Consider the following 25377-nt stretch of genomic DNA (forward strand, 5'->3'; position numbering starts at 1 on the left):
CCGAAACGGGCCAGTCCAGCCGGCCCGATCTACTGCCCCTGCGCCATTGCCGCCGGGCTCTCGGTCAACAGTCGCCACGGCGTCGGCAGATAATCGAGCGACATGTAGAAATAAAAGGCGCAGGACCCGTCGGGGCGGAAGGTCGCGCCCTTGACGATGCCGAATGCGGTTGTGCCGCTGAACACCGGCCCGCCGCTGTCGCCCAATTTGCACGTTGGCCCCGCCACCGCGACCCAGGTCGGCAGGCAATAACCGCCGCACAGTTGCCCCGCCGGCGCGAAGTCGAGCAACGTCACCTCGGCGCAACTGTAACCCGTGCTTTCGCCACGATGGCAGATAAAGTCGCCCGCGCGGGTGCTCGTCTTGCTGCGCTGGGCTTCGACCGGGCGGGTGAGGGTGCGCGCGGTATCGGCGAAGAATGTTGGGCGGGCGGCGGTGGGCAGCGCGTGAATCTGCACGTCGTGATAGCCCCAGCCCCATTGCCCGACAAAGCCGAGCGGCGTCGCCTGACGCGCCGGATCGATATAGGCGAGGTCGTCGAGGCAATGCGCCGCAGTGGTGATCGCGGTGCGCGTGCCATCGCCGACCAGAAAACCGCTGGTGCAGCGATAGCGCCGCCCGCTCGCCGGGTCGGTCCCGTCGAGCCGTCCGCCGCCCTGCGGCCCGAGATTGCGGTCGACCAGATCGAGCATGCGGATGCGCACCGGCACGCCGGTCAGCTGGGTCAGGCGGGTCTCGAGCGTGGCCGCTCCCCCGGCGCGGTCGACCACCGACTGGGCGGCGATGACCACCAGTTCGCCGGTGCGCGGATCGATGCCCATCGACGGCGTCCCGCTGAGTGCGGCGCGGATCGCAGGCTGGTGATGGGTGAGCGCCCATAGCACGCGCTCGCGACTGGCCTTTGCGCCGGTCCGGAACTGCACGGGCACGCGCATCGAGCCGGCCATCACGCTGGTCGGCGCCACCGGACTCTCGCCGGTGAGATACACGATGAAGCGATAATCCGGGCGATGCTGGACGGAAATGCCGGCAAGGCGGTCGCGATAGCGATCGGCGATCGCATCGATGGCCGGCACGCTGTCCTGCTGCGCGATCAGCCGCCGCATCGCCTCTGGTGCGGGGACGCCATAGGCGCGGGCATATTCGGCGGCATCCTGCGCCAGTGCTTCGGCGCGCGTCTGCGTGGTTTGCGCGGCGGCGGGATGCTGCAGCGCGGACCAGGCGATGAGCAGCAGGAGAAGACGGGAGAGCGAGCGCATAAGGTTGATCTAACTAGCGCGCCGCGCCGCGCCAAGATCGGCAATCGGCTGGCTTGCAGCTGCGATGAGCGAATGATAGCGACTGGCAATCGATTGCAAACGCGGATCGCCGCGCCAGTGTACGGAGAGGTCAGTGAGGGGCAGGGCATTGATGCACGGATGGATGGCGCTGTGCGGCGCGGTGGCACTGATTGCATCACCGGTCGCGAAGGCCGAGGATCGCTGGATCAGCGCATGGGGAACCGCGCAGCAACTTGCCCCGATGCCGCCGCCGCGCATGCCGCCGCGTCCAGCCGGAGAGGCCCGGCCAGCGCCGCCGCCGCCCTCGGGCCCGTCGCCGATCCTGCCCACGCCGGAGCGGCTGAAGGATCAGACGGTGCGCATGGTGGTTCGCCCGACCGTCAAGGGCGGCGTGTGGCGGGTGCAGTTCTCCAATGCGAGCGGCGGTGAACCGCTCCGGATCGGTCGTGCCGCGATTGCGAAGAGCGCCGACGCCGGGGCGATCCGGCCGGGAACGTCGCGATCACTGAGCTTTGCCGGACAGGCGGGCGTCACGATTCAGCCTGGCGCGGTGGTGTTCAGCGATCCGGTCGCGCTCGACGTCGCGGCGCTGGAGCTGCTCGCGGTCTCGATCCATCTTCCCGACGATGTCGCGGTGAACACGCTGCACCCGCTGGGGCTGCGCACCACCTATGTCGCCAAGGGTGAGCGCACCGGCGATACGGCGCTGGCCGGGGCCCAAACCAATCGCTCCTATTTCTGGCTGAGCGGGCTGGCGGTGCAGGCGGATGCACGTGCGGGGACGATCGTCGCATTCGGCGATTCGATCACCGACGGCTATGGCACGACGCCCGACGCCGGGCGGGCGTGGCCGGAGCTGCTGGCAGAACGGTTGCAGGCGGACGCGCGCACGCGGCACCTGTCGGTCATCAACATGGGAATTTCGGGCAATCGCGTACGGCGCGATGGCGCGGGGCTGTCGGCGCTCGCCCGGTTCGATCGCGACGTGCTTGCGCGGCCCGGCGTGCGCTGGGTGATCCTGCTCGAGGGGATCAACGACATCAATTTCGCGGCGATCCCGGGGATGCCGGCGAGCGAGGCGGTGACGGCGGAGGACCTCATCGCTGCCTATGCGCAGTTCATCGATCGCGCGCATCTGCACGGGATCAAGGTAATGGGCGCGACGATCGCGCCGACCGAGGGGACGTGGCTTTACAGCGACAAGACCGAGGCGCTGCGCCAGGCGGTCAACCAGTGGATCCGGTCGAGCGGCAAGTTCGATGCGCTGGTCGATTTCGACGCGGTGCTGTGTGACCCCGCACGTCCGACCCGGCTCAACCCGGCCTATGATCCGGGTGACAACGTCCACCCCAACGACGCAGGCAACGCCGCAATGGCGCGCGCGATCGACCTCGCCCGCTTCCGGCGGAACTAAGGGTCTGTACTCAATCAGCACGGGGGCGAGACGGAGCGGATTTTGGCGCAGGGCGAGGAGCGAGGAGGGAGCGATGCCGCAGCATCGTGACCGACGAGGGACGACGCCATGCGCCAAAATCCGCCCGCCGCTGCGCGGTTGCTCGAAAATGGCCGCTGGTCTGCGTCGCTTGCTTGCGCGTAGCTCTGCTACGCGACTGCGCTGCGCTTCTTGCCAGCGGCCATTTTTGAGCAATCTCGATCCCCGTGCTGATTGAGTACAGACCCTAACCTGCAACCGGGGACGGGCTTGTTGCAAAGGCCGCGCTGCGACCCTATCCCGATGGATGCGTTTGGGGAGGCCGGATTTTGGCGCGCAAGATCAAGACCATCTACGACCTCGCCGAACTGGCCGGCGTCTCGGCGGCGACCGTGTCGCGCGCGCTGGCGGGCAAGACGATGGTCAATTCCAAGACCTCCGAACGCATCCGCAAGCTCGCTGAAAAGCATGATTTCCGCCCCAGCGCGCTCGCCCGCAACCTGCGCACCAAGCAGCGCGGCGCGATCGGCGTGGTGGTGCCGCTGGGCCATGATCGCGGTCAGCATCTGTCCGACCCGTTCTTCATGACGCTGATCGGCTATCTCGCCGACGAGTTGAGCGAGCGCGGGTTCGACCTGATGCTGTCGCGCGTCATTCCCAATCAGGACAATTGGCTGGCGCGGCTGATCGATGCCGATCGCGTCGACGGTTTCATCATCGTGGGCCAGTCCGACCAGTCGCAGGTGCTCGACCGCACCGCCGCCGACTATCTGCCTTTGGTCGCGTGGGGCGGGTTCGTGCAGGGCCAGATCCATTGTTCGGTCGGCACCGACAATTTCCTCGGCGGGCGGCTCGCGACCCAGCACCTGATCGACCGTGGCTGTCGCAAGATCGCGTTTCTGGGGAATACCCAGGCGATCGAGCCATCCTTGCGCCTTCAAGGGGCCAAGGCCGCGATCGCCGCGCAGGACGGGATCCGGCTGGTTGACGCGACGACGCATTTCGATTCGGAAGTCAGCGGTTCGGATATCGATTCGTTTCTCGACCAGTCCGACATTCTTCCCGATGGCATCTTCGCCGCGTCCGATTTGATCGCGCTGACCGCGATTCAGGTGCTGGCGACGCGCGGCCTGTCGGTGCCGGGGGACGTCAAGGTGATCGGCTATGACGACCTTTATCTCGCGCGCACCAGCGCCCCGCCGCTTTCGACGGTGCGCCAGAACCTCGCCGCCGGCGCCGCACATCTGGTCGACAGCCTGATGAAGCGGATCGCCGGAGAGGCGACCGGATCCACCATCCTGACCCCCGAACTGATTGTTCGCGAATCCAGCTGAGTCTGTCGCGTCACGCGATCTACGACTTTGGTGGAGTTGACTTGCAATCGATTGCTAATAGGATGTCGCCATAACGGACCCGAGTCCGAGCGATAAGCGGTTGGGAGAGTGTGATGCGCGCAAGGATTTCCATCGCCTGTGGAGCCGCTTTGCTCAGCGTCGCGACCCTGCCCGTTGCCGCGCTCGCGCCGCAGGGGCGGCCGACGGTCCAGCTCACCGCCGAGGATGAAGCCAAGCTTGCGCCGATCGCGCCGGAACTGCGCGCGGGCGCACGCATGGCGATCGGTTTTTCCAAGATGATGGGAACGATCGACGAGGCGATGGTGCTCGCGTCGCGCAAGCGCGGCGGCGGGCCGCCGGTGCCCCCACGCCACGCCGACATCCCGGTCGAGGAGAAGATGATCCCCGGCCCGGCCGGCGCGCCGCAGGTCAAGCTGTTCGTCATCAACGCCAAGGCGGGGACCAGTCGTCCCGGCATCCTGCACACGCATGGCGGTGGCTATATCATCGGCACCGCCGCGACCGATGTCCGCCGCCTGCAGGAAATGGCGCGCGAGCTCGACGCGGTCATCGTCAGTGTCGAATACCGCCTGGCGCCTGAAACGACGTTTGAGGGATCGATCGAGGATAATTATGCCGGCCTGCGCTGGATGTATCAGAGCGCGGCGGAGCTGGGACTGGATCGCAGCCGCATCGCGGTTACAGGCGAGAGCGCGGGCGGCGGCCATGCCGCGTTGCTGGCGATCACCGCGCGCGACCGTGGCGAAATTCCGATCGCGTTTCAGGCTTTGGTCTATCCGATGCTCGACGATCGCACCGGGGGCGCGGTGAAGCTGCCCGGTCATATCGCCACGGTCGGGTGGAGCGCGTCCGAAAACCAATATGGCTGGAAGGCATTCCTCGGGCAGGCGCCCGGCACCGACACGGTGCCCGCGCGCGCCGTGCCTGCGCGGACGCCGAGCCTTGCCGGGCTGCCCCCTGCGTTCATCCAGGTCGGTGGGGTCGATCTCTTCGTCAGCGAGGATATCGATTATGCCCGGCGATTGAATGAGGCCGGGGTGCCAACCGAATTGCAGGTGATCCCGGGCGCCTATCACGGGTTCGACCAGCTTTCGGCGGACTCGCCGCAAGCGAGGCAGTTCACCCGCGCAAAGATCGAGGCGCTGCGCCGCGCCTTTACCCGCCCGACGAAATAGAGGGCGTCGGGCGTCGCCCAAGGGCCGGGCGATCCATCGACAGTTGTGGCCCGATGTTGCAATCGATTGAAAAAATAACCGGGGAGAGAAACATGAAGCATCTTTGCACGACAGTTGCGTCGATCGCGGTCGCGAGCGTTCTGGCATCCGCACCGGCCTTTGCGCAGAGCGATGCGGCGGGGCAGCAGGCCGAGCGGCCTGCCGCATCCACCACCGAAGAAGTCGTCGTGACCGCGCAAAAGGGCGGGGCGCAGGCACTTCAGGAAGTGCCGCTTGCGATCCAGGCGTTCGACGGCGAGGAGCTGAAGGAGCGCAACATCAGCACCATCGGTGACCTGGTATCGAGCGTGCCGGGGGCGTTCGAAGGGTTCCGCCAGTCCAACGGTTCGCGCTTCTACAATCTGCGCGGCAGCGTGACGCAGAATGGCGACTCGCCGATCGGCTATTATCTCGACGACGCGCCGTTCATCGTCACCAATTTCGGCATCGCCCCGCCGGTGCGCTTCCTCGACATCGACCGGGTCGAAGTGCTGCGCGGGCCGCAGGGTACGCTCTATGGCCAAGGGTCGTCGGGCGGCGTGTTCATCTTCCGCACCCGCGATCCGAACCTCAAGGATTTCGACTATGCGTTCGAGGCGGAGGCATCGCAGACGCGCGGTGCCGATGGCCTGAACTATGGCGTGGCCGGCGCGGTCTCGGTGCCGATCGTCAAGGACATGCTGGCAGTGCGCGTCAGCGGCGGCTTCTCCCGCGATGCAGGCTGGGCCGATGCATATTATGGCGCGTTCGACGGCACGCCCGATGAGACCGGCGTCAATGTTGCGAAGAATGACGACATTCGCGTCGTCGCGCTGTTCCGCCCGGCGGACAACGTAAACATCCGCGCGCAATACTGGAAATTCCGCCCGCGTCAGGGCTTCACCGGCTTCACCGCGTCGGTCAACCCGCCCTATTTCCAGAACACGGCCGGGCAGGACGGATTTTCGAACGGCGACTTCACGCTCTACAGCTTGACGGCAACGGTCGATTTCGAGGCCTTCTCGATCACTAGCGCGACCAGCCAGCTCGACGGCGTGTTCGGGATCAATATCCCGCTTTCGCCCTCCGGCTCTTTCTCCAGCCAGTTCCTGCCGAGCATGTTCGCACAGGAATTGCGGTTGAATTCCAACGGCAGCGGTCCGTTCAAATGGCTGGTCGGTGCCTCTTACCAGAATGGGTCGGGGCCGCAGGAGAATGCGCTGACCCTGCCCGGGGTGGTCATCAACGCCGACAACGACACCTTGACCGAAAATTACGCGTTCTTCGGTGAAGTTAGCTACGAACTGTTCGACGGCAAGCTGGTGCCGCTCGTCGGCTTGCGTCAATATCATGACGACCGTGCCTTTGCCGACGCAACCGAAACGCTCCCGACCACGAAGGACGTGACGACCTGGCGGGTCAACCTGTCCTATCTGCCGACCGATGATCTGACGATGTTCATCTCGGCGGCGACCGGCTTCCGTCCGGGTATCGTCCAGTCGCGGGTGCAGGTTCAGTCGGTGACCGGTGCGGGCGTGCCCACGGGGGTGACGCTGGAGCCGGAATCGTCGACCAACTATGAATTCGGCGTCAAATGGCGCAGCGCCGACCGGTCAGTGAATATCGGGCTCAACCTGTATCAGCTCGAATATACCAACCTGCAGACCTCGGTCACCGGGTCGATTGCCAACGTCAACGGCTTTGCCAATTTCGGTGACGCGAAAACCAAGGGCGTCGATCTCGAACTGCGCTGGAATACCCCGCTGAAGGGATTCAACCTTGGCTTTGTCGGCAATTTCAACGACAGCAAATATACCCGCGTCAATCCGATCGTCGCAGCGGCTCAGCCGTTGCTGCGGCCCGGCGCGCGGCTCACCAACACCCTGTCGAACAACTTCCGCGTCGATGCGGGCTATAATGGCGAGATCGCGAGCGGTGTGAACCTGTTCGGCAATCTGTCGCTCAGCCACAGCGGCGACCGGTTGCAGGGCAATGGCATCACTGCGCCGTCCTACAACGTGATGGCCCTGACCCTGGGCGTGCGGTACGGCGATTATGAGCTGGCGCTGATCGGCAACAACCTGACCGACGAGCGTGGGCCGACCTTTGTCGGCACCAACGGCCCGTTGTCGGGATCGGGGCCGACCCCGCGCACGATTGGCCTGCGCTTCCGGGTCACGCCCTGACCGGAATCGCACATGCGGGAAGGGCGGGGGGCTGCGCGCTTCCCGCCCTTTCCGTACCCTGGCCCAACGATGATTGAATGGAGAGCGGGATGAACGATCAGGCTGGGCGCGACGGCGCGGCGACGTTGCTCAAGGCGCTGGTGTTCCTGATGTTCGCGATGTTCGCGATGACCACCGATTCGGTCGGCACGGTCATTCCCGAAGTCATCCGCGAATTTCAGCTGGGCCTGACAGCCGGCGGATCGTTCCAGTACGCGACGATGGCCGGGATCGGGATTTCGGCAATCGCGCTCGGCTTCCTTGCCGACCGGATCGGGCGCAAGGCGACGATCCTGATCGGCCTGGTCCTGTTCGGGGTCAGCTCCGCGCTGTTCGCGGCGGGGCATGATTTCCTGTTCTTCACCAGCCTGTTGTTCATCTCCGGCATCGGCATCGGCATCTTCAAGTCGGGCGCGCTCGCGCTGATCGGCGACCTGTCGCGATCGACCGGCGAACATGCGCGGACGATGAACCTGATCGAGGGGTTTTTTGGAGTCGGCGCGATCATCGGGCCGGCCGTCGTCGCCTATATGCTGCTCAACGGCGCGAGCTGGAAATGGGTGTATCTGATCGCCGCGATGCTGTGCGCGTTGCTGGTGCTGGGGTCGGCGGTGGCGCGCTTTCCGCGTCCGATCGTCACCCGCACCGAACCGGTCCGCGCGAGCGAGGCGATCCGCATGGCCGGCGATCCGCCCGCGCGCTTCTTTGGCACCGCGCTGATGCTCTATGTCGGGGCAGAGGCGGCGATCTATGTCTGGGCACCGACCTATCTCGCCGATTATTCGGGGTCGTGGCTGTGGCTCGCGGCCTATGTCGTGTCGATCTTCTTCGTGCTGCGCGCGGCGGGGCGGTTTCTGGGCGTGTGGCTGTTGTCGCGCTTCGACTGGGCGAGCGTGATCCTGGTGTGCAGCGCGACGATGGCGGCGTTGTTCTGGGTCGCAGTGATCGGCGGGCGGGAGGTGGCGATCTTTGCGCTGCCCGCCACGGGGCTGTTCATGTCGGTGCTGTATCCCACGATCAACTCGACCGGGATCAGCTGTTATGACAAGGGGCGGCACGGGTCGATCGCCGGGCTGCTGCTGTTCTTTACCTGTCTCAGCGCGGTGCTGGCGCCGCTGGCGATGGGCGCGCTCGGCGAATGGCTGGCGGACAGCAGCTATGCGATCCTGCTCGGCGGCGTGTTCGCGACCTTGCTCGCGCTGCTGTGCGGCTGGAACAAGTCACGCGCGCCGTTCGCCGCGCTGCTCGCGCAGCGCGACGCCGACGATTATCGCATCTAGTTCAGATGACGGTCGAGCCAGGCGGCAAACAGCGCAGGCCAGTGGCCGACGGGCGTGTCGGGACGTCCGACGCCGAAGCCGTGATTGCCCGCTTCGAACAAATGCACTTCGACCGGGCGGTTCGCGGCCTGAAGCGCGCGCAGCATGATCATGCTGTTCTCGGCTGGAACCGCCTTGTCGTCGAGCGCATGGACGAGGAAGATGGGCGGGGTCTGCGCGGTGACATGCAGCGCGGGCGAGCGTTTGGCGATCAGTTCGGCGGAGGGCGCGTTGCCCAGCAGCCGCATCGCGGACTCGCCATGCGTCACCGGCGCGGTGACGCTGATGACGGGGTAGATCAGCGCCATCGCCGCCGGCCGGGCATCGAGCGCGTCGGTGGCATCGCGTGGGGCATAGACCTGCTCGGCAAAGCCGGTTGCCAGCGTCGCGCCGAGATGTCCGCCGGCCGAGAAGCCGACTGCAGCGACCTTGGCCGGGTCATAGCCGTAGCGACCGGCATTCGCACGGATCACGCGGATCGCGCGCTGCGCATCCTGCAGCGGCACATCGGCGCGGTCGCTCCAGCCTTCGTCGGGCAGGCGGTAGGTGAGGACGAACACGGTGTATCCGCGCGCCGTCATCGCGCGGGCAACATCGACGCCCTCGTTGAGGATCGAGACAAAGGTATAGGCTCCACCGGGGATCGACAGCAAAGCGCGGCCGTTGGACTTCTCGGGGCGAAACACGCGCAGCATCGGCTTGTCGATGTTGCGGACCATGATGTCGGGCCAGTCGGCGGGGACGGCGCGCGCGGTATAACCGCCGCCGGGCGTGCCGTTCGGCCAGAGCGGGATCTGTTCCGCGTCGATCCAGGCGCGCGGCATTGGCGGAAGCTTGGGGAATTGCGCTGCGCCCGCGCTTGGCGTGCCAGCGCTCAGCGCCGCGAGTCCGGTGGCGCCGACCAGAAATCCGCGCCGCCCAAAATGTTCGATCTTCACCGTGCATCCTCCCGTCCCGGACAGCGCATTGCTGCTCCCGGCTGCACCGATAGAAGCGCGTCGCGCGGCACGTTGCAAGATGGATTCACAATCGATTGCGAAACCTTGGCGAACACGGCAAGGAGGTTTCCTGGACCCGAGCAAGGGAGAGTGGACTTGATCCGGCGAGTTGATGCGTTTTGCCCAGATGGGCTGGCCGGACCTGTCGTCCAATGAGTGCGATCAACCCTTCGTCTGCGATCGTCGCTGCAAAACAGGGCGCGATGGCATCATGGACCCCAGAGCATGTCCGCGCGCTGGCTCGACTTCGCCACGACAGCGCTCCACTGATCACGGATAGCGATGTCGTGCGCATTGCGCCCGATCTCGACATCTGGGACGCGTGGCCGGTGCAGGACGCGGATGGAATGCCGTCTGCACTGCCCGGTGGAGAGACATTGTGGATGGCGCTGGGCGCGCCTCGGTTCGAGGATCCCGATGAGCGCCACGGCCATGCCCGCATTCACCTGATCCTGCGCGACGCGGCGGGCTGGCATCCGCTTGGTCCGGCCATGCCCGATGGTTTTGCGCCGGGCAGCCGCGAATGGTCCGGATCGGCGCTGCTCGCGGCGGATCGCCGCACGCTGACGCTGTTCTTCACCGCCACCGGGCAACGCGGAGAGGCAGCGCTGACCTTCGAGCAACGCCTGTTCCGGGCCGGTGCAACATTGACGCACGCGGGCGGCTATCGTCTGATCGATTGGCGCGCTCTGCATGAGTTCGTTGTTCGCGATCCCGCGCATTACATGGCGAGCGATGCCGGCAGCGGTGCGGTCGGCACGATCAAGGCATTCCGCGACCCGGCTTATTTCCGCGACCCGCGCGACGGGCGGCATCATGTGTTCTTCGCCGCCTCGCTCGCGGAGTCGGCCTCAGCCTTTAACGGCTGTGTCGGATGGGCAAGCGCGCGCGACGATACGCTGACGGAATGGGACATCCGCCCGCCGCTGGTCAGCGCGGATACGCTGAACAACGAGCTCGAGCGGCCGCACGTAGTCATGCACAGGGGTCTTTATTACCTATTCTGGTCGACCCAGCGGCATGTGTTCAACGGCGATGGTCCGACCGGCCCGACCGGCCTCTACGGTATGGTCTCCGATCGTCTCGACGGGGGCTGGCGTCCGCTCAACGGCACCGGGCTGGTCTTCGCAAACCCTGACGCCGCGCCGAAACAGGCCTATAGCTGGCTGGTATTGCCCGACCTTCAGGTGACCAGCTTCATCGACGCCTGGGGGAGCGATGGCAGCGACGCGCATGCCCGCCGCTTCGGCGCAACTTTCGCGCCGATGCTGCGCTTGCGGTTGCAGGTCGATGAGGCGGGGCTGGAGACGAATGCATGAACCGCTATGCGGGGATCGAACTGGGCGGGACCAAGGCGATTGCCGTGCTGGCGCAGGGCGACGCGATCGTCGAACGGCGCAGCATTGCCACGGGTGAGCCAATCGCGACGCTAAGCGCGCTACGCACGATCCTCGATGGCTGGGCGGCCACCGCGCCGCTGGCGGGGCTTGGCATCGCCAGCTTCGGCCCGATTCAGCTCGATCCGGCGCATCCACAATTTGGCCAAATCCTCGCAACTCCGAAGCCCGGCTGGACCGGCGCGCCGGTCGCGGCGATGCTGGGCGATGGGCTGGCATGCCCGATGGCGATCGACACCGACGTCAACGGCGCGGCGCTGGCGGAATATCGCTGGGGTGCGGCGCAGGGGTGCGACAGCCTGTGTTATCTCACCATCGGCACGGGGCTGGGCGGCGGGCTGCTGATCGGCGGACAGCCGGTGCACGGCGCGATGCATCCCGAGATCGGCCATATTCGACTGCGCCGCGTTGCGGGGGATGCCTTTGCCGGCAACTGCCCCTTCCACGGCGACTGTATCGAGGGGCTGGTGTCGGGACCGGCGCTCGCCGCACGCTTTGGCATGGACCCGGCAACGGCGCCTGACGACCACCCGATCTGGCGCCACGTCGCCGCCGATATTGCCGAATTATGCTGCGCGATTTTGCTGACGACGTCAGCGCGCCGCATCCTGTTCGGCGGCAGCGTTGCGCTGTCGCGCGCCTTCATCCTGCCGTGGGTGCGTGAGATCGTCGTGGCGCAGCTTGAGAGCTATCTGCCCTTCCTCACCCCCGTGGCGGTGTGCGAGATCATTCAGCCCGCGGGTCTCGGCACCGACGCCGGCCCGCTCGGTGCGATTGCGCTGGCGCAGGCCGCGTCGCGCTAAGCGACGCGGCCTGGCTGATCACTTCGCGTCGACCTTCTCGATCAGGTCGAGCAGCCCGTTCACGATCGCGCTCTCCGCACATCCCGGCTTCAGACGCGACGACACCACCTCGAACGTATTGTACGCGAACGCCGCATCGTTCGGGATATAGCCCGACGGCGCCATGCCATTGGTGATCGTCGTCATCATGCTGTGCTTGAACGGCGATTCGCGCTTGAAGCGCTGGGCGATGGTCGTGAACACCTCGGCATCCACCCCGCCGATCACCGTGTCGCCGATCTTGAGCAGGCTCAGGCGGATGCTGACCGGGTCGGCATCCTCATAGGTTCCGGCATAGCCCGCGCGCCCCTTGTCCAGCCGCTTGCGGCCGGGGCAGGAAACGCTGGTCTGCGCGCCCTGAATGCGCGCCTCCGCTACGGGCCGCTCGAGGCTGGCGCGGCTGACGTGCAGCACTTCCTCGCCCAGCATCTGGCCCATCGATTTCACCATCTGCTTCTGCTGTTCCATCAGCATCGCGACGCGCGGGTTCTTGCGGTCCATGCCGGTGCCGCCGGGCGGCATCGCGTTGCTGATATCCTCGCCCCGCGCGGCATAATCGGCGGTGCGGATCGCGCGCAGGTCATAGGTCTGGTTGAAATAGATCGGGTTCTGATCCCCCGCCGCGCCATTGGAATAAACCGCGACCGCGTCGCCACCCAGCGACTCTTCGATATAATTGGACGCCGCGCCCGGCAGGTCGGCGCTGACCAGATCGAGATTGCCGGTCAGCACGGCATGCACGCCATAGTTGAAATAGACCGCGATCGGCGCGCCCTCGAGCGTCTCGAACCGCACCACCGCGACGGTCTTGTCCGACACGCCTTCATAATTCGGCCCCTCCCACCAGCGGCGGTTCTTGGGGTCGATGATGTTGCGGTTGACGTTGATGTACGAAACGCCGGTGCCATAGGCCATGCGCGCGGGCTTGGTCGCCGCCGCGGCCTTGCGGATCGCGTCGAAAATCTGCGCCTCGTACGCCGCGCCCCGCATCCACGGCGCGCTGTGCGTGTGGCTGGCGGTCAGCAGCAGCTGGCTGGTCGGGATCTTGAGCTCGCGCTCTACCCGCGCGGCGACATTGGCCCAGGTCTCGGTCATGATCGCCCCGGCATCGACCGTCACCATCGCGGCGCGCGTCTTGCCGTCATCGACGACGATCGCACGGACGTTGAGCGGATCGAGCACGCCGAGCATGTTCTTGGGCATTTCGGCGGGCTTGGGGGTGATGTCGACCTTGGCCGCGCCGACCTTGAGCGCCTGGGCCGAGGCGGGGAGGGCGACGCACATCAGGGTGGCGGCACAGGCCGCGCGAAGCTCAATCTTCATGGCAAGACATCCCGTTGGAGCCGAGGACAGACGGCGGCGGAACGGCACGCAGATGCGCTTTCAGCATAATCCTCTCCGCCTGACGATCGCGTTATGCAATCGATTGCTGTCGATGTAACGCAGCGGTGCGGCGGTTGGCAACCTAAAAGGGGACTAGCCCGCGTCGCCGGGCTTCAAGGCATCTGCCACCAGCGGCGCGACCCGCCCAACGATCTTCTCCAGCCCCTGCGGATTGGGATGGATACGGTCCTCCAGCATCAGTGAAGGATCGGTCACCACCTGATCCAGAAAGAACGGGTAGAGCACCGCGTCATAGCGCTTCGCCAGATCGCCATAGATCGCGTTGAACGCGTCGGCATAGTCGCGGCCCATGTTCGGCGCGGCGATCATGCCGGTCAGCATGATCGGGATGCTGCGCTTTTTCAGCTCCTCGCAGATCGCGGTCAGGTTCGCGCGCGTCTCCGCCGGGTCGATACCGCGCAGCATGTCGTTGCCGCCCAGATTGACCATGACCAGGTCCGGCTTGCGATCCAGCCCGTCGAGCGTGAAGGCAAGCCGACGCAAACCCGCCGAGCTGGTATCGCCCGAAACCCCGGCGTTGCGGACGCTCGCGGCGATCCCGCGTGCGGCGAGCGCCTTTTCGAGCTGGGCCGGAAAACTCTCCTGCGGCAACACGCCATAGCCGGCATAAAGGCTATCCCCGAACGCCACGACAAGGCGCGTATCGGCTTTCTCCGCGCCGGCCCTCGCGACCGCAGCCGGGGTCGGCGGGGTTGTCAGCGACTGGTTCGCCGAATCATTTTCGCCCGAACAGGCGCTCAGCCCTTGGAGGAGCAGCACCGCGCCCGCATATGAGGCCAGCTTATTGGTCAAGGACGTCTTCTCCACACATGTCGATCGAACCAGTGGCGGATATCGCAATCCGCGCGCGCAATGTCACCCTGACGCTTGGAACGCGCGAAGCGCCGACCGAGATTTTAAAGGGAATCGATGTCGATATCGCGCGCGGCAGCAGCGTCGCGATCCTCGGCCCGTCGGGGTCGGGCAAGTCGTCGTTGATGGCGATCCTGTCGGGGCTGGAGCAGGCGAGCGGTGGTAACGTGAGCGTTGCTGGCATCGCCTATGACACGCTGGACGAAGATGGGCTGGCGCGTGCCCGGCGCGGACGGGTGGGCATCGTGCTGCAGGCATTCCACCTGCTTCCCACGATGACGGCGCTGGAGAATGTCGCGGTGCCACTGGAGTTGGCGGGCGCGGACGATGCCTTTGCCCGTGCGGCCGCGGAGCTCGAGGCGGTCGGCCTCGGCCATCGCCTGACGCACTATCCGGTGCAGCTGTCGGGCGGCGAGCAGCAGCGCGTGGCGATCGCGCGCGCGGTGGCGGGACGGCCCGAGATCATCTTTGCCGACGAACCGACGGGTAATCTCGACGGCGCCACCAGCGGCGTGATCATCGACCTGTTGTTCGAGCGCCAGCGCGCGGCGGGGGCGACGCTGCTGATCATCACCCATGACCCGGCGCTCGCCAGCCGTTGTGACCGCGTGCTGACGATGCGCGACGGGCATATCGTTGCGGACAGCGCCCCGTGAGCGCCTTGGGCTGGCGCAAGGCGTGGCGCATTGCGCGACGCGACCTGCATGCCGGGTTTCGCGGGCTGCGGCTGTTGCTCGTCTGCCTGTTCCTGGGTGTCGCGACGCTGGCGACGATCGGCAGCCTGACCGCGTCGATCACCGGCGAGATTTCGGCGCGGGGGCAGGTGCTGCTCGGCGGCGATGTCGAGGTGGGGATGACCCAGCGCCAGGCATCGGCGCAGGAGCGTGCGGCGTTCACCGGGCTGGGGACCGTCAGCGATACGATCCGTACCCGTGCAATGGCGCGGCGTGCAACGCCGATCACGGGCGCGCCCGATGCGGTGCTGACCGAACTCAAGGGCGTCGATGCCCGCTATCCGCTCTATGGCAGCCTGACGCTCGAGCAGGGCCGCTACGCGCCACTCGCGCCCGATGCGGTGCTGATCGGCAAGTCGCTCTCCGAACGGCTGTTGCTCAAGACCGGCGACCGGGTGCGCTATGGCGATGCCGAGTTCCGCATCGCCGGGCTGATCGCCGATGAGCCCGATCGGGTGGGGGAGGGGTTTACGCTCGGCCCGGTCGCCATCGTCTCGCTCGACGGGATGAAGCGTACCGGGCTGCTTCAGCCGGGTGCGCTGTACGAAACCAAATACCGCGTCCGCCTGGATCCCGGCGTGACGCCGGAGGAGGCGGTCGACGGGCTCAAGCAGCGTTTCGCCACCGCCGGGTTTGAATACAAGACGCGCGACCGCGCCGCCCCCGGTGCCGTCCGCTTCTTCGAGCGGATGGGGCAGTTTCTGTCGCTGATCGGCCTGGCCGCTCTGGTCATCGCCGGGATCGGGGTGAGCAATGGCGTCGCCTCCTATCTCGGACAGAAGCGCGGCGGGATCGCGACGTTCAAGATCCTTGGCGCGACCTCGGCGGATATCAGCCGCATCTATTTGCTCCAGATCGCCGCAGCCTCGGCACTGGCGGTGGCGGCGGGGCTGGTGGTCGGCGCGGTGCTGCCGATCGCGTTCGTCGCACTGGCCGGCGATCTGTTGCCGGTCGCGCCGGGCTTCGCGGTCTATCCGCTGCCGCTGGTCACCAGCGCCGCCTATGGTCTGCTGATCGCTTTCGCCTTTGCCATGCCGCCACTCGCCCGTGCCCGCACCCATCCCGCCGCCGCGCAGCTGCGTAGCGGCGTGGAGGAGGGGACGCGCATCGACCGGCGCAGCGTCGCGCTGGTTGCGCTCGCAGGAACGCTGGTGGTGACGCTGGCACTGGTCACCGCGCGCGAGCCGATCTTCGCCGCCGCGGTGCTCGGCGCAGTCGCGCTGGTGCTGCTGATCCTGCTCGGCATCGGCGCGCTGATCCGGCGCGTATCCGCCAAGTTGCCGCGCCCGCGCCGCCCGCTGCTGCGCCTCGCGCTGTCCAACCTGCATCGTCCCGGCGCACAGACGGTGGCGCTGGTCATCGCGCTTGGCCTTGCACTGACCCTGTTCGTCACGCTCGCCGCGATCCAGACAAGCCTCGATGCCGAGATCGAACGCGCCGTGCCGCAGCGTGCGCCGAGCCAGTTCGTCCTCGATATCCCGTCCGAATCCCGCGATGCCTTTTCCGCATTGGTGAAGCGCGAGGCGCCCGAGGCGAAACTCAACATCGTGCCCTCACTGCGCGGCACGATCACCGCCTATGGCAACACCCGCGTTGCCGACCTCAAGACCCTGCCTGAGGGCGCCTGGTTCCTGCGCGGCGAGCGCGGCGTGACCTATTCCGACGTGTTGCCGGAGGGCAGCGATCTGGTCGCCGGGCAATGGTGGCCCAAGGACTATGCCGGCCCGCCGCTCGTCTCGCTCGATCGGGAGGCGGCCACACTCCTGAACGTCGGGGTGGGCGACACCATGACCGTCAGCATCCTCGGTCGCGAGATCGAGGCACGGGTCGCGTCGTTGCGGCAGGTCAATTGGGACACGATGGGGTTCAACTATATCCTCGTCTTCTCGCCCAACACGCTTGCCGCCGCGCCGCACAGCCTGACCGCGACGATCGACATGGAGCCGAAGAATGAGGGCAAGGTGTCGCGCGCGCTGCTCGGCGCTTTCCCCTCGGCCTCGATCATCGCGGTGAGTGAAGTGGTGGGACAGGTGCGCACCATCCTCGACCAGATGGCAACCGCGATCCTGCTCTCGGCATCGGTGACGATCCTCGCCGGTATCGCGGTGCTGGTGGGTGCCATCGCCGCGTCGCGACAGGCGCGCAGTTATGACAGCGTGATCCTCAAGACATTGGGCGCGACCCGGCGTCAGATCCTCGCGGCACAGGCGCTCGAATATGCCCTGCTCGCGCTGACCCTCGCGGCACTGGCGCTGGGGCTAGGCGGGCTGGCGGCGTGGTATGTCATCACCGGCGTGTTCGAGTTCGGCTGGGCACCCGATTGGAGCATCGTCGGCGCGACCCTGGGGCTGGGTGCGTTGCTCACGCTCGGCATCGGGTTGCTGGGATCGCTGCCGGTGCTGTCGGTCCGGCCCGCTCAGGCGCTGCGCAGGCTGTAAGTTACTTCCGCTTGAGATAGCCGTGCATCGTCATCCAGCTGACAAAGGCGTTGAACCAGCCGGTGCTGGTCGTCTCCTTTGGGTACATTCCGAAGCCGTGCCCGCCCTGTTCGTACAGGTGGAACTCGACCGGGCGCTTGGCGGTGCGCCAGGCATTGACCAGCCCATAGTCGATATTGCCGAACAACGGATCGTCCGCCGCCAGCGCGACGAACAACGGCGGCGCGTCGGCGGGGATCGTCATGGCCGACAGGGGGCCGTAGATGTTGCCGATAAAGGCGGGCTTGGCATCGACGCCCGCTACAGTGGTTGCCATCGTCAACATCGCGCCAGCCGAAAAGCCGACCATCCCGATCCGGTCGGGATCGACCTTCCACTCGCTGGCCCGCTTGCGCACCAGCGCGAAGGCGGCGCGCGCGTCGGTGATCTGTGGCGTCAGGCCGGCGAGCTGCGCGTCGGGGGAGGGGCGGGCGGGGCGGGCGGCGCCGGAGAACATCTGGCGCATCGACGCCTCGAACCCCGCCATGTCCGCCGGGGTCTGGTTGAGGCGGTATTTGAGGACAAACGCGGCGACCCCGCGATCGGCGAGCGCACGCGCCACGGCCCAGCCCTCATTCTCCATCGACAGGGTGCGAAAGCCGCCGCCGGGCGCGACGATCACCGCCGATCCGGTCGCCTTGGCAGGATCGGGCAGGAAGGGGGTGAGCGTCGCCTGCGTCACGTTGCGCGCGAAAACGCTGCCATATTGGCTGTGCCAGCTTTCGGGATTGGCCGCGCCGGGGAGCGGCCCGGTGCCGAGCGGGATCGCGTTCGGCTGGGCCGGGACGGCGATCGGCGTCATCCGGTCATTCTGCGCCTGCGCGGGTACAACGGTTGCGCAGAGCAATGCGGCGGCAAGGGCGGATGCGCGGAACAGCATGGCGGTTCTCCTGAATGTCAGCGGGGTGGCGGGGCGGTCACGCCCGCATCGGTCTGGGTGACGGGCAGCATCAGGCCATTGGCGTCGTAGCGCAGATGCTCGACCGTCACCGCGCGGCGGCCGAGCGCGCCTTGCTGATCACCGATGGTGAGCGCGGCATTGTGCAGGAACAGATACCAGCTGCCCTTGAACTGCGCGATGCCGGGGTGGATGGTGAAGCTGTTCTTGCCCGATCCGGTCAACTCGCCGCGATAGGTCCACGGACCCGTGATCGACGGCGCGGTGGAGTATGACACGCGCTCGTCGGTGTGCGTCTTGCGGTCGAGCGAGGCATAGGTGAGGTAATAGAGCTTGCCCCGCTTGTGCAGCCATGGCCCTTCCTCGAAATGTGGCGGAGTGATCTCGGTGATCTCGCCATCGATCTCGATCATGTTGGGCTTGAGCTTCGCGATATAGGCCTGACGATTGCCCCAGGCGATCCAGGTCGTGCCATCATCGTCGGTGAACACCGTGGGGTCGATATCCTCCCAGCTGTGCGTGCCCTTGGGCGTCATCTGGTTGGTGATGAGCGCGCTGCCCCTGGCATCGACGAACGGTCCGGTGGGCTTGTCCGACACAGCCACGGCAATCGCCTTGCCCGGATTGCTGTCGTCATGCTCGACCGCAGCGTAGAACCAGAATCTGCCGTTCTTCGCGATCGCCTGCGCTGCCCAGGCATCCTTCTTCGCCCATTTGAAGTCGGCGACGTTCATGATCGGACCATGATCGGTCCAGGTGCGCATGTCGGTGGTCGAATAGACCAGCCATTCGCGCATATTGAACATCTCGTCGCCACGCGCCTGATCATGCCCGACATAAAGGAAGAGCCGGTCGCCGACGACCAAAGGCGCAGGGTCGGCGGTGAACTTGTCGCGGATGATCGGGTTCGACCCAGGCACCGGCGTCGTCTGAGTCAGCGCCAGCGCGGCGGCAAGGATCGTGGCGCGGATCATGCGGCGGTTTCCTCCACCGGCTTCGATCCCCACAGCGCGTACCAGAGCACGTAAAGCTCACACGCTGCGGTCAGCAGGAACGACATTTGCAACCCGAAACTGTCGGCCAGCCAGCCCTGGACCGCGACCAGGGCGCCGCCGGCAATCGCCATGATCAGCAGCCCCGACGCCTCCTCGGTATAGCGGCCCAGCCCCTTGATCCCGAGCGTGAAGATCGTCGGGAACATGATCGAATGGAACAGGCCGACCAGGATCAGCGACCACATCGCCACCGGACCATCGGCGAACACGGTCACCAGCATGACGATGAACGCGCCGACGCTGAAGCAGGCGAGCAGCGTCTCCGCCCGGATCCAGCGCATCGCGATGGCGCCTGCAAACCGCCCGACCATCATGCCCAGCCACATCAAGGTGAGATACCGCCCCGCCTGTTCGGTCGTCAGGTTGGCAATCTCCGGCTGTGCGACGAAGTTCACGAACAGATTGGCGACGCCGATCTCTGCGATCAGGTAGATGAAGATCGCCGGCACGCCCCAGACGAGGTTGCGGTGCCGCCACATCGGGTGCGTCACGAAGCGGGTCCAGGCGGTGCCGGTCTTGGCTACGCCATCGCTGATCCGCGCCGTCGCCTTGCCCATTGCGGGCAGCGGGAAGCGGCCGATGATGACCGCCAGGATCACCAGCACCAGCGCCACCAGCCCATAGGGCAGGATCACCGACTGCGCATCCGCCAGCCGCTCCGCCTGCGTCAGCACCCGGCCCTGCTCGGCGGTGCCTCCGACCGAGCGGCCAAGGATCAGATAGGCGCCGAACAATGGCGCGAGCACGGTGCCGAGCGAGTTGAACGCCTGCACCAGATTGAGCCGTGCGGACGACGTTTCGGCCGGGCCGATCACCGCGACATAGGGGTTCGCCGCCACCTGCAGCAGCGTGATCCCGCTGGCGATCACGAACAACATGGTCAGCGTGACGCCATATGACGGGATGCTCGCTGCCAGCATCATGCCCAGCGATCCCGCCGCCATGATCAGCAGCCCGGTGACCAGCGACTTCTGATAGCCGATCCGCTCGATCAGCTTCGCCGAAGGGATCGAGGCGATGAAATAGGCGATGAACCACACGCTCTCGATCAGCGTGGTTTCGGTATAGTTGAGGTCGAACACGCTGCGCAGATGCGGCAGCAGCGTGCCGTTGATGACGGTGATGAACCCCCACATGAAGAACAGGCTGGCGAGCAGGGTCAGCGCCGGGCGGTAGCTGCGCGTCGCGGCGCCCTCGCTGATCGGAATCGTCCCGCCGACTGGTGAAACTGCCATCATCCCCTCCACGCCCGGCAATTTGCTTGCCCGTTATTTTGTCGGAGTATAAGCAAGCGCTGCGACCGTCAATCCTGCGGCGGCGAACGGGGAGTGGGATGATGAAGGCGATGATGATCCCGGCGTTGCTGTGCGCGTCGGCAAGCCCTGCGCTTGCGGCGGATGCGGTGCGCAGCGAAGCGGGGAAGCTGGCCGACGGCACGCTGGTCGAGGCGGTGACGCTGAAGAACGACCGCGGCGTTTCGGCGCGGATCCTCACCTATGGCGCGACGCTGCAATCGCTGGTCGCGCCCGACCGCGCGGGGAAGCCTGCTGAAGTCACGCTCGGCTATGACAGCGTCGCCGAATATGAGGCAAAGCCGGCCTATTTCGGCGTCACGGTCGGCCGCTTCGCCAACCGCATCGGCGGCGGACGCTTCTCGCTGGATGGCCGCGCCTATCAGCTGACCCAGAACGACAAGGCCAATTCGCTGCACGGCGGCGTGCAGGGCTTCGACAAGCGCAACTGGCGGATTTTGTCGGTGTCGAGCGGACCGACCGCACGCGTGGTGATGGCGCTGACCAGCCCCGATGGCGATCAGGGCTATCCGGGCAAGCTGGAGGTCACGGTCACCTACACGCTCGACAATGCAGGCGACCTGACGATCCAGTTCGATGCGGCGACCGACAAGCCGACGATCGTCAATATGACCAACCACGCGCTGTTCAACATGGCCGGCGACGGCGCGGCGGAAGGGACGTCGCGCCAGCTGCTGACGATTCCCGCGCGCACCTACACCCCGGTCGATGCGGCGCTGATCCCCACCGGCGAGTTGAAGCCGGTCGAGGGCGGGGTGTTCGATTTCCGCCAGCCCCGGCTGATCGCCGAAGGGCTGCGCGACGGACGCGACCCGCAGATCGTCGCGGGGCGCGGCTATGACCACAATTGGGCGCTCGACAAGGGCCAGACCGCGACGCCGCAGCTCGCCGCTCGGCTGGAAGACCCGGTATCGGGCCGGGTGCTGGAGGTGCTGAGCACCGAGCCCGGCCTCCAATTCTACAGCGGCAACTTCCTCGACGGCACAGCGGCGGGGCGCAGCGGGCGCATCTATCGCATGGGCGACGGGATCGCGCTGGAGCCGCAAAAATTCCCCGATGCGCCCAACAAGCCCGCCTTCGCCTCCGCGCGCGTCGATCCGGGCAAGCCCTATCGCCACGTCATGATCTACCGCCTGTCCACCCGCTGAGTTTCCCGATGACCACCGACACACCGCTGCGCTCGCGCGCCTGGTTCGATAACCCCGACAATATCGACATGACCGCGCTCTATCTGGAGCGTTACCTCAACTTCGGCCTCAGCCTTGACGAGCTGCGTTCGGGCAAGCCGATCATCGGCATCGCGCAGACCGGATCGGACCTCAGCCCGTGCAACCGCCATCATCTGGTGCTGGCGGAGCGGGTGCGCGAGGGGATCCGCGAGGCGGGCGGGATCGCGATCGAATTTCCGGTCCATCCGATCCAGGAAACCGGCAAGCGCCCGACTGCGGGGCTCGACCGCAACCTTGCCTATCTCGCGCTGGTGGAGGTGCTGTACGGTTACCCGCTCGACGGGGTGGTGCTGACGATCGGCTGCGACAAGACGACGCCCGCCTGCCTGATGGCGGCGGCGACGGTGAACATCCCGGCGATCGCGCTGTCGGTCGGGCCGATGCTCAATGGCTGGCACAAGGGCGAGCGCACCGGGTCGGGCACGATCGTGTGGAAGGCGCGCGAGATGATGGCGGCAGGGGAAATCGACGCGGACGCGTTCATCCGCCTCGTCGCCTCCTCCGCGCCTTCGACCGGCTATTGCAACACGATGGGCACGGCGACGACGATGAACTCGCTCGCCGAGGCGCTGGGCATGTCGCTGCCCGGATCGGCCGCGATCCCCGCGCCGTACCGCGACCGGCAGGAGGTCGCCTATCGCACCGGCCTGCGCATCGTCGAGATGGTGCGGGAGGATATGAAGCCATCCGACCTGCTGACGCGGGAGGCATTCCACAATGCGATCCGGGTCAACACCGCGATTGGCGGATCGACCAACGCGCCGATCCACCTCGCCGCGATCGCGCGCCATATCGGGGTCGAGCTGCCGATCGACGATTGGCAGGCGATGGGGCGCGACGTCCCGTTGCTGGTCAACCTGCAGCCGGCAGGCGAGTATCTGGGCGAGGACTATTACCGCGCGGGCGGCGTCCCGGCGGTCGTCGCTCAGCTGATGCGCCACGGGCTGATCCATGAGGACGCACTGACCGCCAATGGCCGGACGATCGGCGACAATTGCCGCGCCGCCACGATCGAGGATGAGCGGGTGATCCGTCCGTTCGAGGACCCGATCCTGCGCGATGCAGGCTTCCTGGTGCTGCGCGGGAACCTGTTCGACTCCGCGATCATGAAGACCAGCGTGATCTCCGACGATTTCCGCGCCCGCTACCTCTCCAACCCCGACGATCCCGATGCGTTCGAGGGGCCGGTGGTCGTGTTCGACGGGCCGGAGGATTATCACACGCGGATCGACGATCCTGCCCTTGGCATCACGCTGGAGACGCTGCTGATCATGCGCGGGGCGGGGCCGATCGGCTATCCCGGCGCGGCGGAGGTCGTGAACATGCGGCCGCCCGATTACCTGATCACCAGCGGCATCCGCGCCCTGCCGTGCCTGGGCGATGGGCGGCAATCGGGGACGAGCGGCAGTCCGTCGATCCTCAATGCTTCGCCCGAGGCAGCGGCGCTGGGTGGCCTTGCGCTGCTGCGCAACGGCGACCGGGTGCGCGTGGACCTGCGCGCCGGGACCGCCAACATGCTGGTCCCCGATGCCGAGCTGGCCGAGCGCCGCCGCGCGCTCGAGGCGGCGGGGGGCTATCCCTATCCGGCATCGCAGACCCCGTGGCAGGAAATCCAGCGCAATCTGGTCGGCCAGATGGAGGGCGGGGCGATCCTGGAGGGCAGCGAAGCCTATCAGCGCATTGCCCAGACCAGCGGCCTGCCGCGCGACAATCACTGACCGCACGCAGCGGAGGGAGAGGATGATGAAGCACTTCATGCTGGCAGGATCGCTCCTCGCCACGGCAGTCCCGGCCCTCGCGCAGCAGGCCGAGGCTCCGGTCACGGTGACGGTTCAGGCGGACAAGTCCGGCCCGAAGATCAACCGCCATATCTTTGGCCAGTTTGCCGAGCATCTCGGCACCGGCATCTATGGCGGCGTGTGGGTGGGGCCGGACTCGCCGATTCCCAATGTGCGCGGCATCCGCAGCGACGTGGTGGCGGCGCTGAAGCAGATCAGCGTGCCCAATGTCCGCTGGCCGGGCGGCTGCTTCGCCGACGAATATCACTGGCGCGACGGCATCGGCGATCCGGCCAAGCGGCGGGTGACGGTCAATTCCAACTGGGGCGGAGCGATCGAGAATAACGCGTTCGGAACGCACGAATTTTTCGATTTCATCGAACAAATCGGCGCGGAAGCGTTCGTGTCGATCAATGTCGGATCGGGCAGCTACAAGGAGGCCGCTGACTGGGTTGCCTATATCACCGCGGACACGCGCAACACGGCGGGGCAGGAGCGGGCGGCGAACGGGCGGAGCGAACCGTGGAAGATCCGCTTTCTCGGCATCGGGAACGAGACCTGGGGCTGTGGCGGCAATATGCGGCCCGAGTATTATGCCGATGAACTGAAGCGCTACGCCCGCTTCGCGCGCAACTATAACCTGGCGCAGCAGAGCTTTCCGAACCCCGCCAACCCCTCGGCACCACTGCCCAACCCCGACCAGATGCTGCGTGTCGCGGTCGGCCCCAGCGACGGCGACACCGCCTATACCGAGGGGGTAATGAAGGCGTGGCAGGGCCGCGACTGGAGCTGGAGCATCGAGGGGCTGTCGCTGCACAGCTACACGCTGGTGAAGTGGCCGCCGGTCTATGACTCGGTCAATTTCGCCGAGAAGGAATATGCCGAGCTGATCCAGTCCACCCTGCTGATCGACGAGCGCATCCGCACCCATTCGGCGATCATGGACAAATATGATCCCGACAAGAAGGTGCCGCTGATCGTCGACGAATGGGGCGTGTGGCTGGCCAAGCTGCCCGGTACGCCCGAGGGCTTTTTGCAGCAGCAGAATTCGCTGCGCGACGGCATCATCGCCGCGCTCAACTTCAACATCTTTGCGCGCCATGCCGATCGCGTGCAGGGCGCCAACATCGCGCAGATGGTCAATGTGCTTCAGGCTTTGATCCTGACCGACGGGCCAAAGATGGTGCTGACCCCGACCTATCACATCCACAAGATGTACCGGCCGTTCCAGGACGCGACGCTGGTGCCGGTGACGTTCGACGCGGGCCAGTATCGGGAAGGCGCAGTGACGCTGCCGCGCGTCGACGCGGTCGCTGTGCGGGCGACCGACGGGAAGCTCTGGCTGTCGCTGGTCAACCTCGATCCGGCCAAGCCCGCCGAAATGCGGCTGGCGATCCCGGGCGTGAAGGCGAAGTCCGCCGCCGGCACGGTGCTGACCGCGGCGAAGGTCAACAGCATCAACAGCTTCGGCGCGCCCGATGCGGTGAAGCCGCAGCCGATCGCGGGCCGGGTCGCGGGCGGGGCGGTGAGCGTGCGCCTGCCGAGCAAGTCGGTGACGATGCTGGAGATTGTGGAGTAAGGCCGGAACTTAGTGGA

General features: G+C 66.4%; 19 protein-coding genes. 12 read left to right on the forward strand and 7 right to left on the reverse strand.

The window, feature by feature from the left end; translation table 11 throughout:
- Positions 1–29 precede the first annotated feature (29 nt).
- Positions 30–1259, reverse strand: a complete 1230-nt coding sequence (locus tag ACRYLO_RS04360; RefSeq protein ID WP_482659040.1) for a chymotrypsin family serine protease — start codon at positions 1257–1259, stop codon at positions 30–32.
- Positions 1260–1410: 151 nt separating this feature from the next.
- Between ACRYLO_RS04360 and ACRYLO_RS04365 the strand changes: the two genes are divergently transcribed.
- The 5 genes from ACRYLO_RS04365 (at position 1411) to ACRYLO_RS04385 (ending at position 8765) form a co-directional block, all read left to right on the forward strand.
- Positions 1411–2694 carry an SGNH/GDSL hydrolase family protein gene (locus ACRYLO_RS04365; protein ID WP_482659041.1) on the forward strand — a complete coding sequence of 428 codons (1284 nt, stop codon included), beginning with the start codon at positions 1411–1413 and terminating at the stop codon, positions 2692–2694.
- 347 nt (positions 2695–3041) lie between these two features.
- Positions 3042–4046: a LacI family DNA-binding transcriptional regulator gene (locus tag ACRYLO_RS04370; RefSeq protein WP_482659042.1), complete on the forward strand. Its 1005-nt coding sequence runs from the start codon at positions 3042–3044 to the stop codon at positions 4044–4046.
- Positions 4047–4159: 113 nt separating this feature from the next.
- Positions 4160–5242 (forward strand): alpha/beta hydrolase, encoded by a 1083-nt coding sequence (locus tag ACRYLO_RS04375; RefSeq protein WP_482659043.1) that lies wholly within the window; start codon positions 4160–4162, stop codon positions 5240–5242.
- A 92-nt stretch (positions 5243–5334) separates the two neighbouring features.
- Positions 5335–7446, forward strand: coding sequence for a TonB-dependent receptor (locus ACRYLO_RS04380; protein WP_482659044.1), 2112 nt, complete (start codon positions 5335–5337; stop codon positions 7444–7446).
- Between the two features lie 89 nt (positions 7447–7535).
- Positions 7536–8765, forward strand: a complete 1230-nt coding sequence (locus ACRYLO_RS04385; RefSeq protein ID WP_482659045.1) for an MFS transporter — start codon at positions 7536–7538, stop codon at positions 8763–8765.
- On the opposite strand, the gene ACRYLO_RS04390 is transcribed toward ACRYLO_RS04385, so the two are convergent.
- Entirely contained in the window at positions 8762–9742 is a 981-nt protein-coding gene (locus ACRYLO_RS04390) for an alpha/beta hydrolase (protein WP_482659046.1), read from the reverse strand. The genes ACRYLO_RS04385 and ACRYLO_RS04390 overlap by 4 nt on opposite strands.
- A gap of 212 nt (positions 9743–9954) precedes the next feature.
- Between ACRYLO_RS04390 and ACRYLO_RS04395 the strand changes: the two genes are divergently transcribed.
- Entirely contained in the window at positions 9955–11121 is a 1167-nt protein-coding gene (locus tag ACRYLO_RS04395; RefSeq protein ID WP_482659047.1) for a glycoside hydrolase family 68 protein, read from the forward strand.
- Positions 11118–12002: an ROK family protein gene (locus ACRYLO_RS04400; RefSeq protein ID WP_482659048.1), complete on the forward strand. Its 885-nt coding sequence runs from the start codon at positions 11118–11120 to the stop codon at positions 12000–12002. The genes ACRYLO_RS04395 and ACRYLO_RS04400 overlap by 4 nt, the downstream gene beginning before the upstream one ends.
- Before the next feature lie 18 nt (positions 12003–12020).
- On the opposite strand, the gene ACRYLO_RS04405 is transcribed toward ACRYLO_RS04400, so the two are convergent.
- Together ACRYLO_RS04405 and ACRYLO_RS04410 are read right to left on the reverse strand one after the other, a co-directional pair.
- Positions 12021–13364: a neutral/alkaline non-lysosomal ceramidase N-terminal domain-containing protein gene (locus ACRYLO_RS04405; RefSeq protein ID WP_482659049.1), complete on the reverse strand. Its 1344-nt coding sequence runs from the start codon at positions 13362–13364 to the stop codon at positions 12021–12023.
- A gap of 153 nt (positions 13365–13517) precedes the next feature.
- Positions 13518–14237 carry an arylesterase gene (locus ACRYLO_RS04410; RefSeq protein WP_482659050.1) on the reverse strand — a complete coding sequence of 240 codons (720 nt, stop codon included), beginning with the start codon at positions 14235–14237 and terminating at the stop codon, positions 13518–13520.
- Between the two features lie 17 nt (positions 14238–14254).
- Here ACRYLO_RS04410 and ACRYLO_RS04415 point away from each other — a divergent pair, with 17 nt between their 5' ends.
- Both ACRYLO_RS04415 and ACRYLO_RS04420 read left to right on the forward strand, forming a co-directional pair.
- Positions 14255–14953: an ABC transporter ATP-binding protein gene (locus ACRYLO_RS04415; protein WP_482659051.1), complete on the forward strand. Its 699-nt coding sequence runs from the start codon at positions 14255–14257 to the stop codon at positions 14951–14953.
- On the forward strand, positions 14950–17469 hold the full coding sequence (locus ACRYLO_RS04420; protein WP_482659052.1) for an ABC transporter permease: 2520 nt from the start codon (positions 14950–14952) through the stop codon (positions 17467–17469). The genes ACRYLO_RS04415 and ACRYLO_RS04420 overlap by 4 nt, the downstream gene beginning before the upstream one ends.
- A 1-nt stretch (position 17470) precedes the next feature.
- On the opposite strand, the gene ACRYLO_RS04425 is transcribed toward ACRYLO_RS04420, so the two are convergent.
- From ACRYLO_RS04425 to ACRYLO_RS04435, 3 genes are read right to left on the reverse strand one after another with little or no spacing between them, the layout of a single operon-like run.
- Positions 17471–18388, reverse strand: a complete 918-nt coding sequence (locus tag ACRYLO_RS04425; protein WP_482659053.1) for an alpha/beta hydrolase — start codon at positions 18386–18388, stop codon at positions 17471–17473.
- A 17-nt stretch (positions 18389–18405) separates the two neighbouring features.
- A complete protein-coding gene (locus ACRYLO_RS04430; protein ID WP_482659054.1) occupies positions 18406–19380 on the reverse strand; it encodes a glycoside hydrolase family 43 protein in 975 nt (324 codons plus the stop codon).
- Positions 19377–20696 carry a sugar MFS transporter gene (locus ACRYLO_RS04435; protein WP_482659055.1) on the reverse strand — a complete coding sequence of 440 codons (1320 nt, stop codon included), beginning with the start codon at positions 20694–20696 and terminating at the stop codon, positions 19377–19379. Before ACRYLO_RS04435 ends, ACRYLO_RS04430 begins: the two co-directional genes overlap by 4 nt.
- Positions 20697–20806: 110 nt before the next feature.
- Here ACRYLO_RS04435 and ACRYLO_RS04440 point away from each other — a divergent pair, with 110 nt between their 5' ends.
- From ACRYLO_RS04440 to ACRYLO_RS04450, 3 genes are read left to right on the forward strand one after another with little or no spacing between them, the layout of a single operon-like run.
- Entirely contained in the window at positions 20807–21922 is a 1116-nt protein-coding gene (locus ACRYLO_RS04440; protein WP_482661671.1) for an aldose epimerase family protein, read from the forward strand.
- A gap of 8 nt (positions 21923–21930) precedes the next feature.
- Complete coding sequence (locus tag ACRYLO_RS04445) at positions 21931–23721, forward strand: IlvD/Edd family dehydratase (RefSeq protein WP_482659056.1); 1791 nt, start codon at positions 21931–21933, stop codon at positions 23719–23721.
- 25 nt (positions 23722–23746) lie between these two features.
- Complete coding sequence (locus ACRYLO_RS04450) at positions 23747–25360, forward strand: alpha-N-arabinofuranosidase (RefSeq protein ID WP_482659057.1); 1614 nt, start codon at positions 23747–23749, stop codon at positions 25358–25360.
- Positions 25361–25377 lie beyond the last annotated feature (17 nt).

This window comes from Sphingomonas sp. SDUR79, assembly GCF_056821745.1.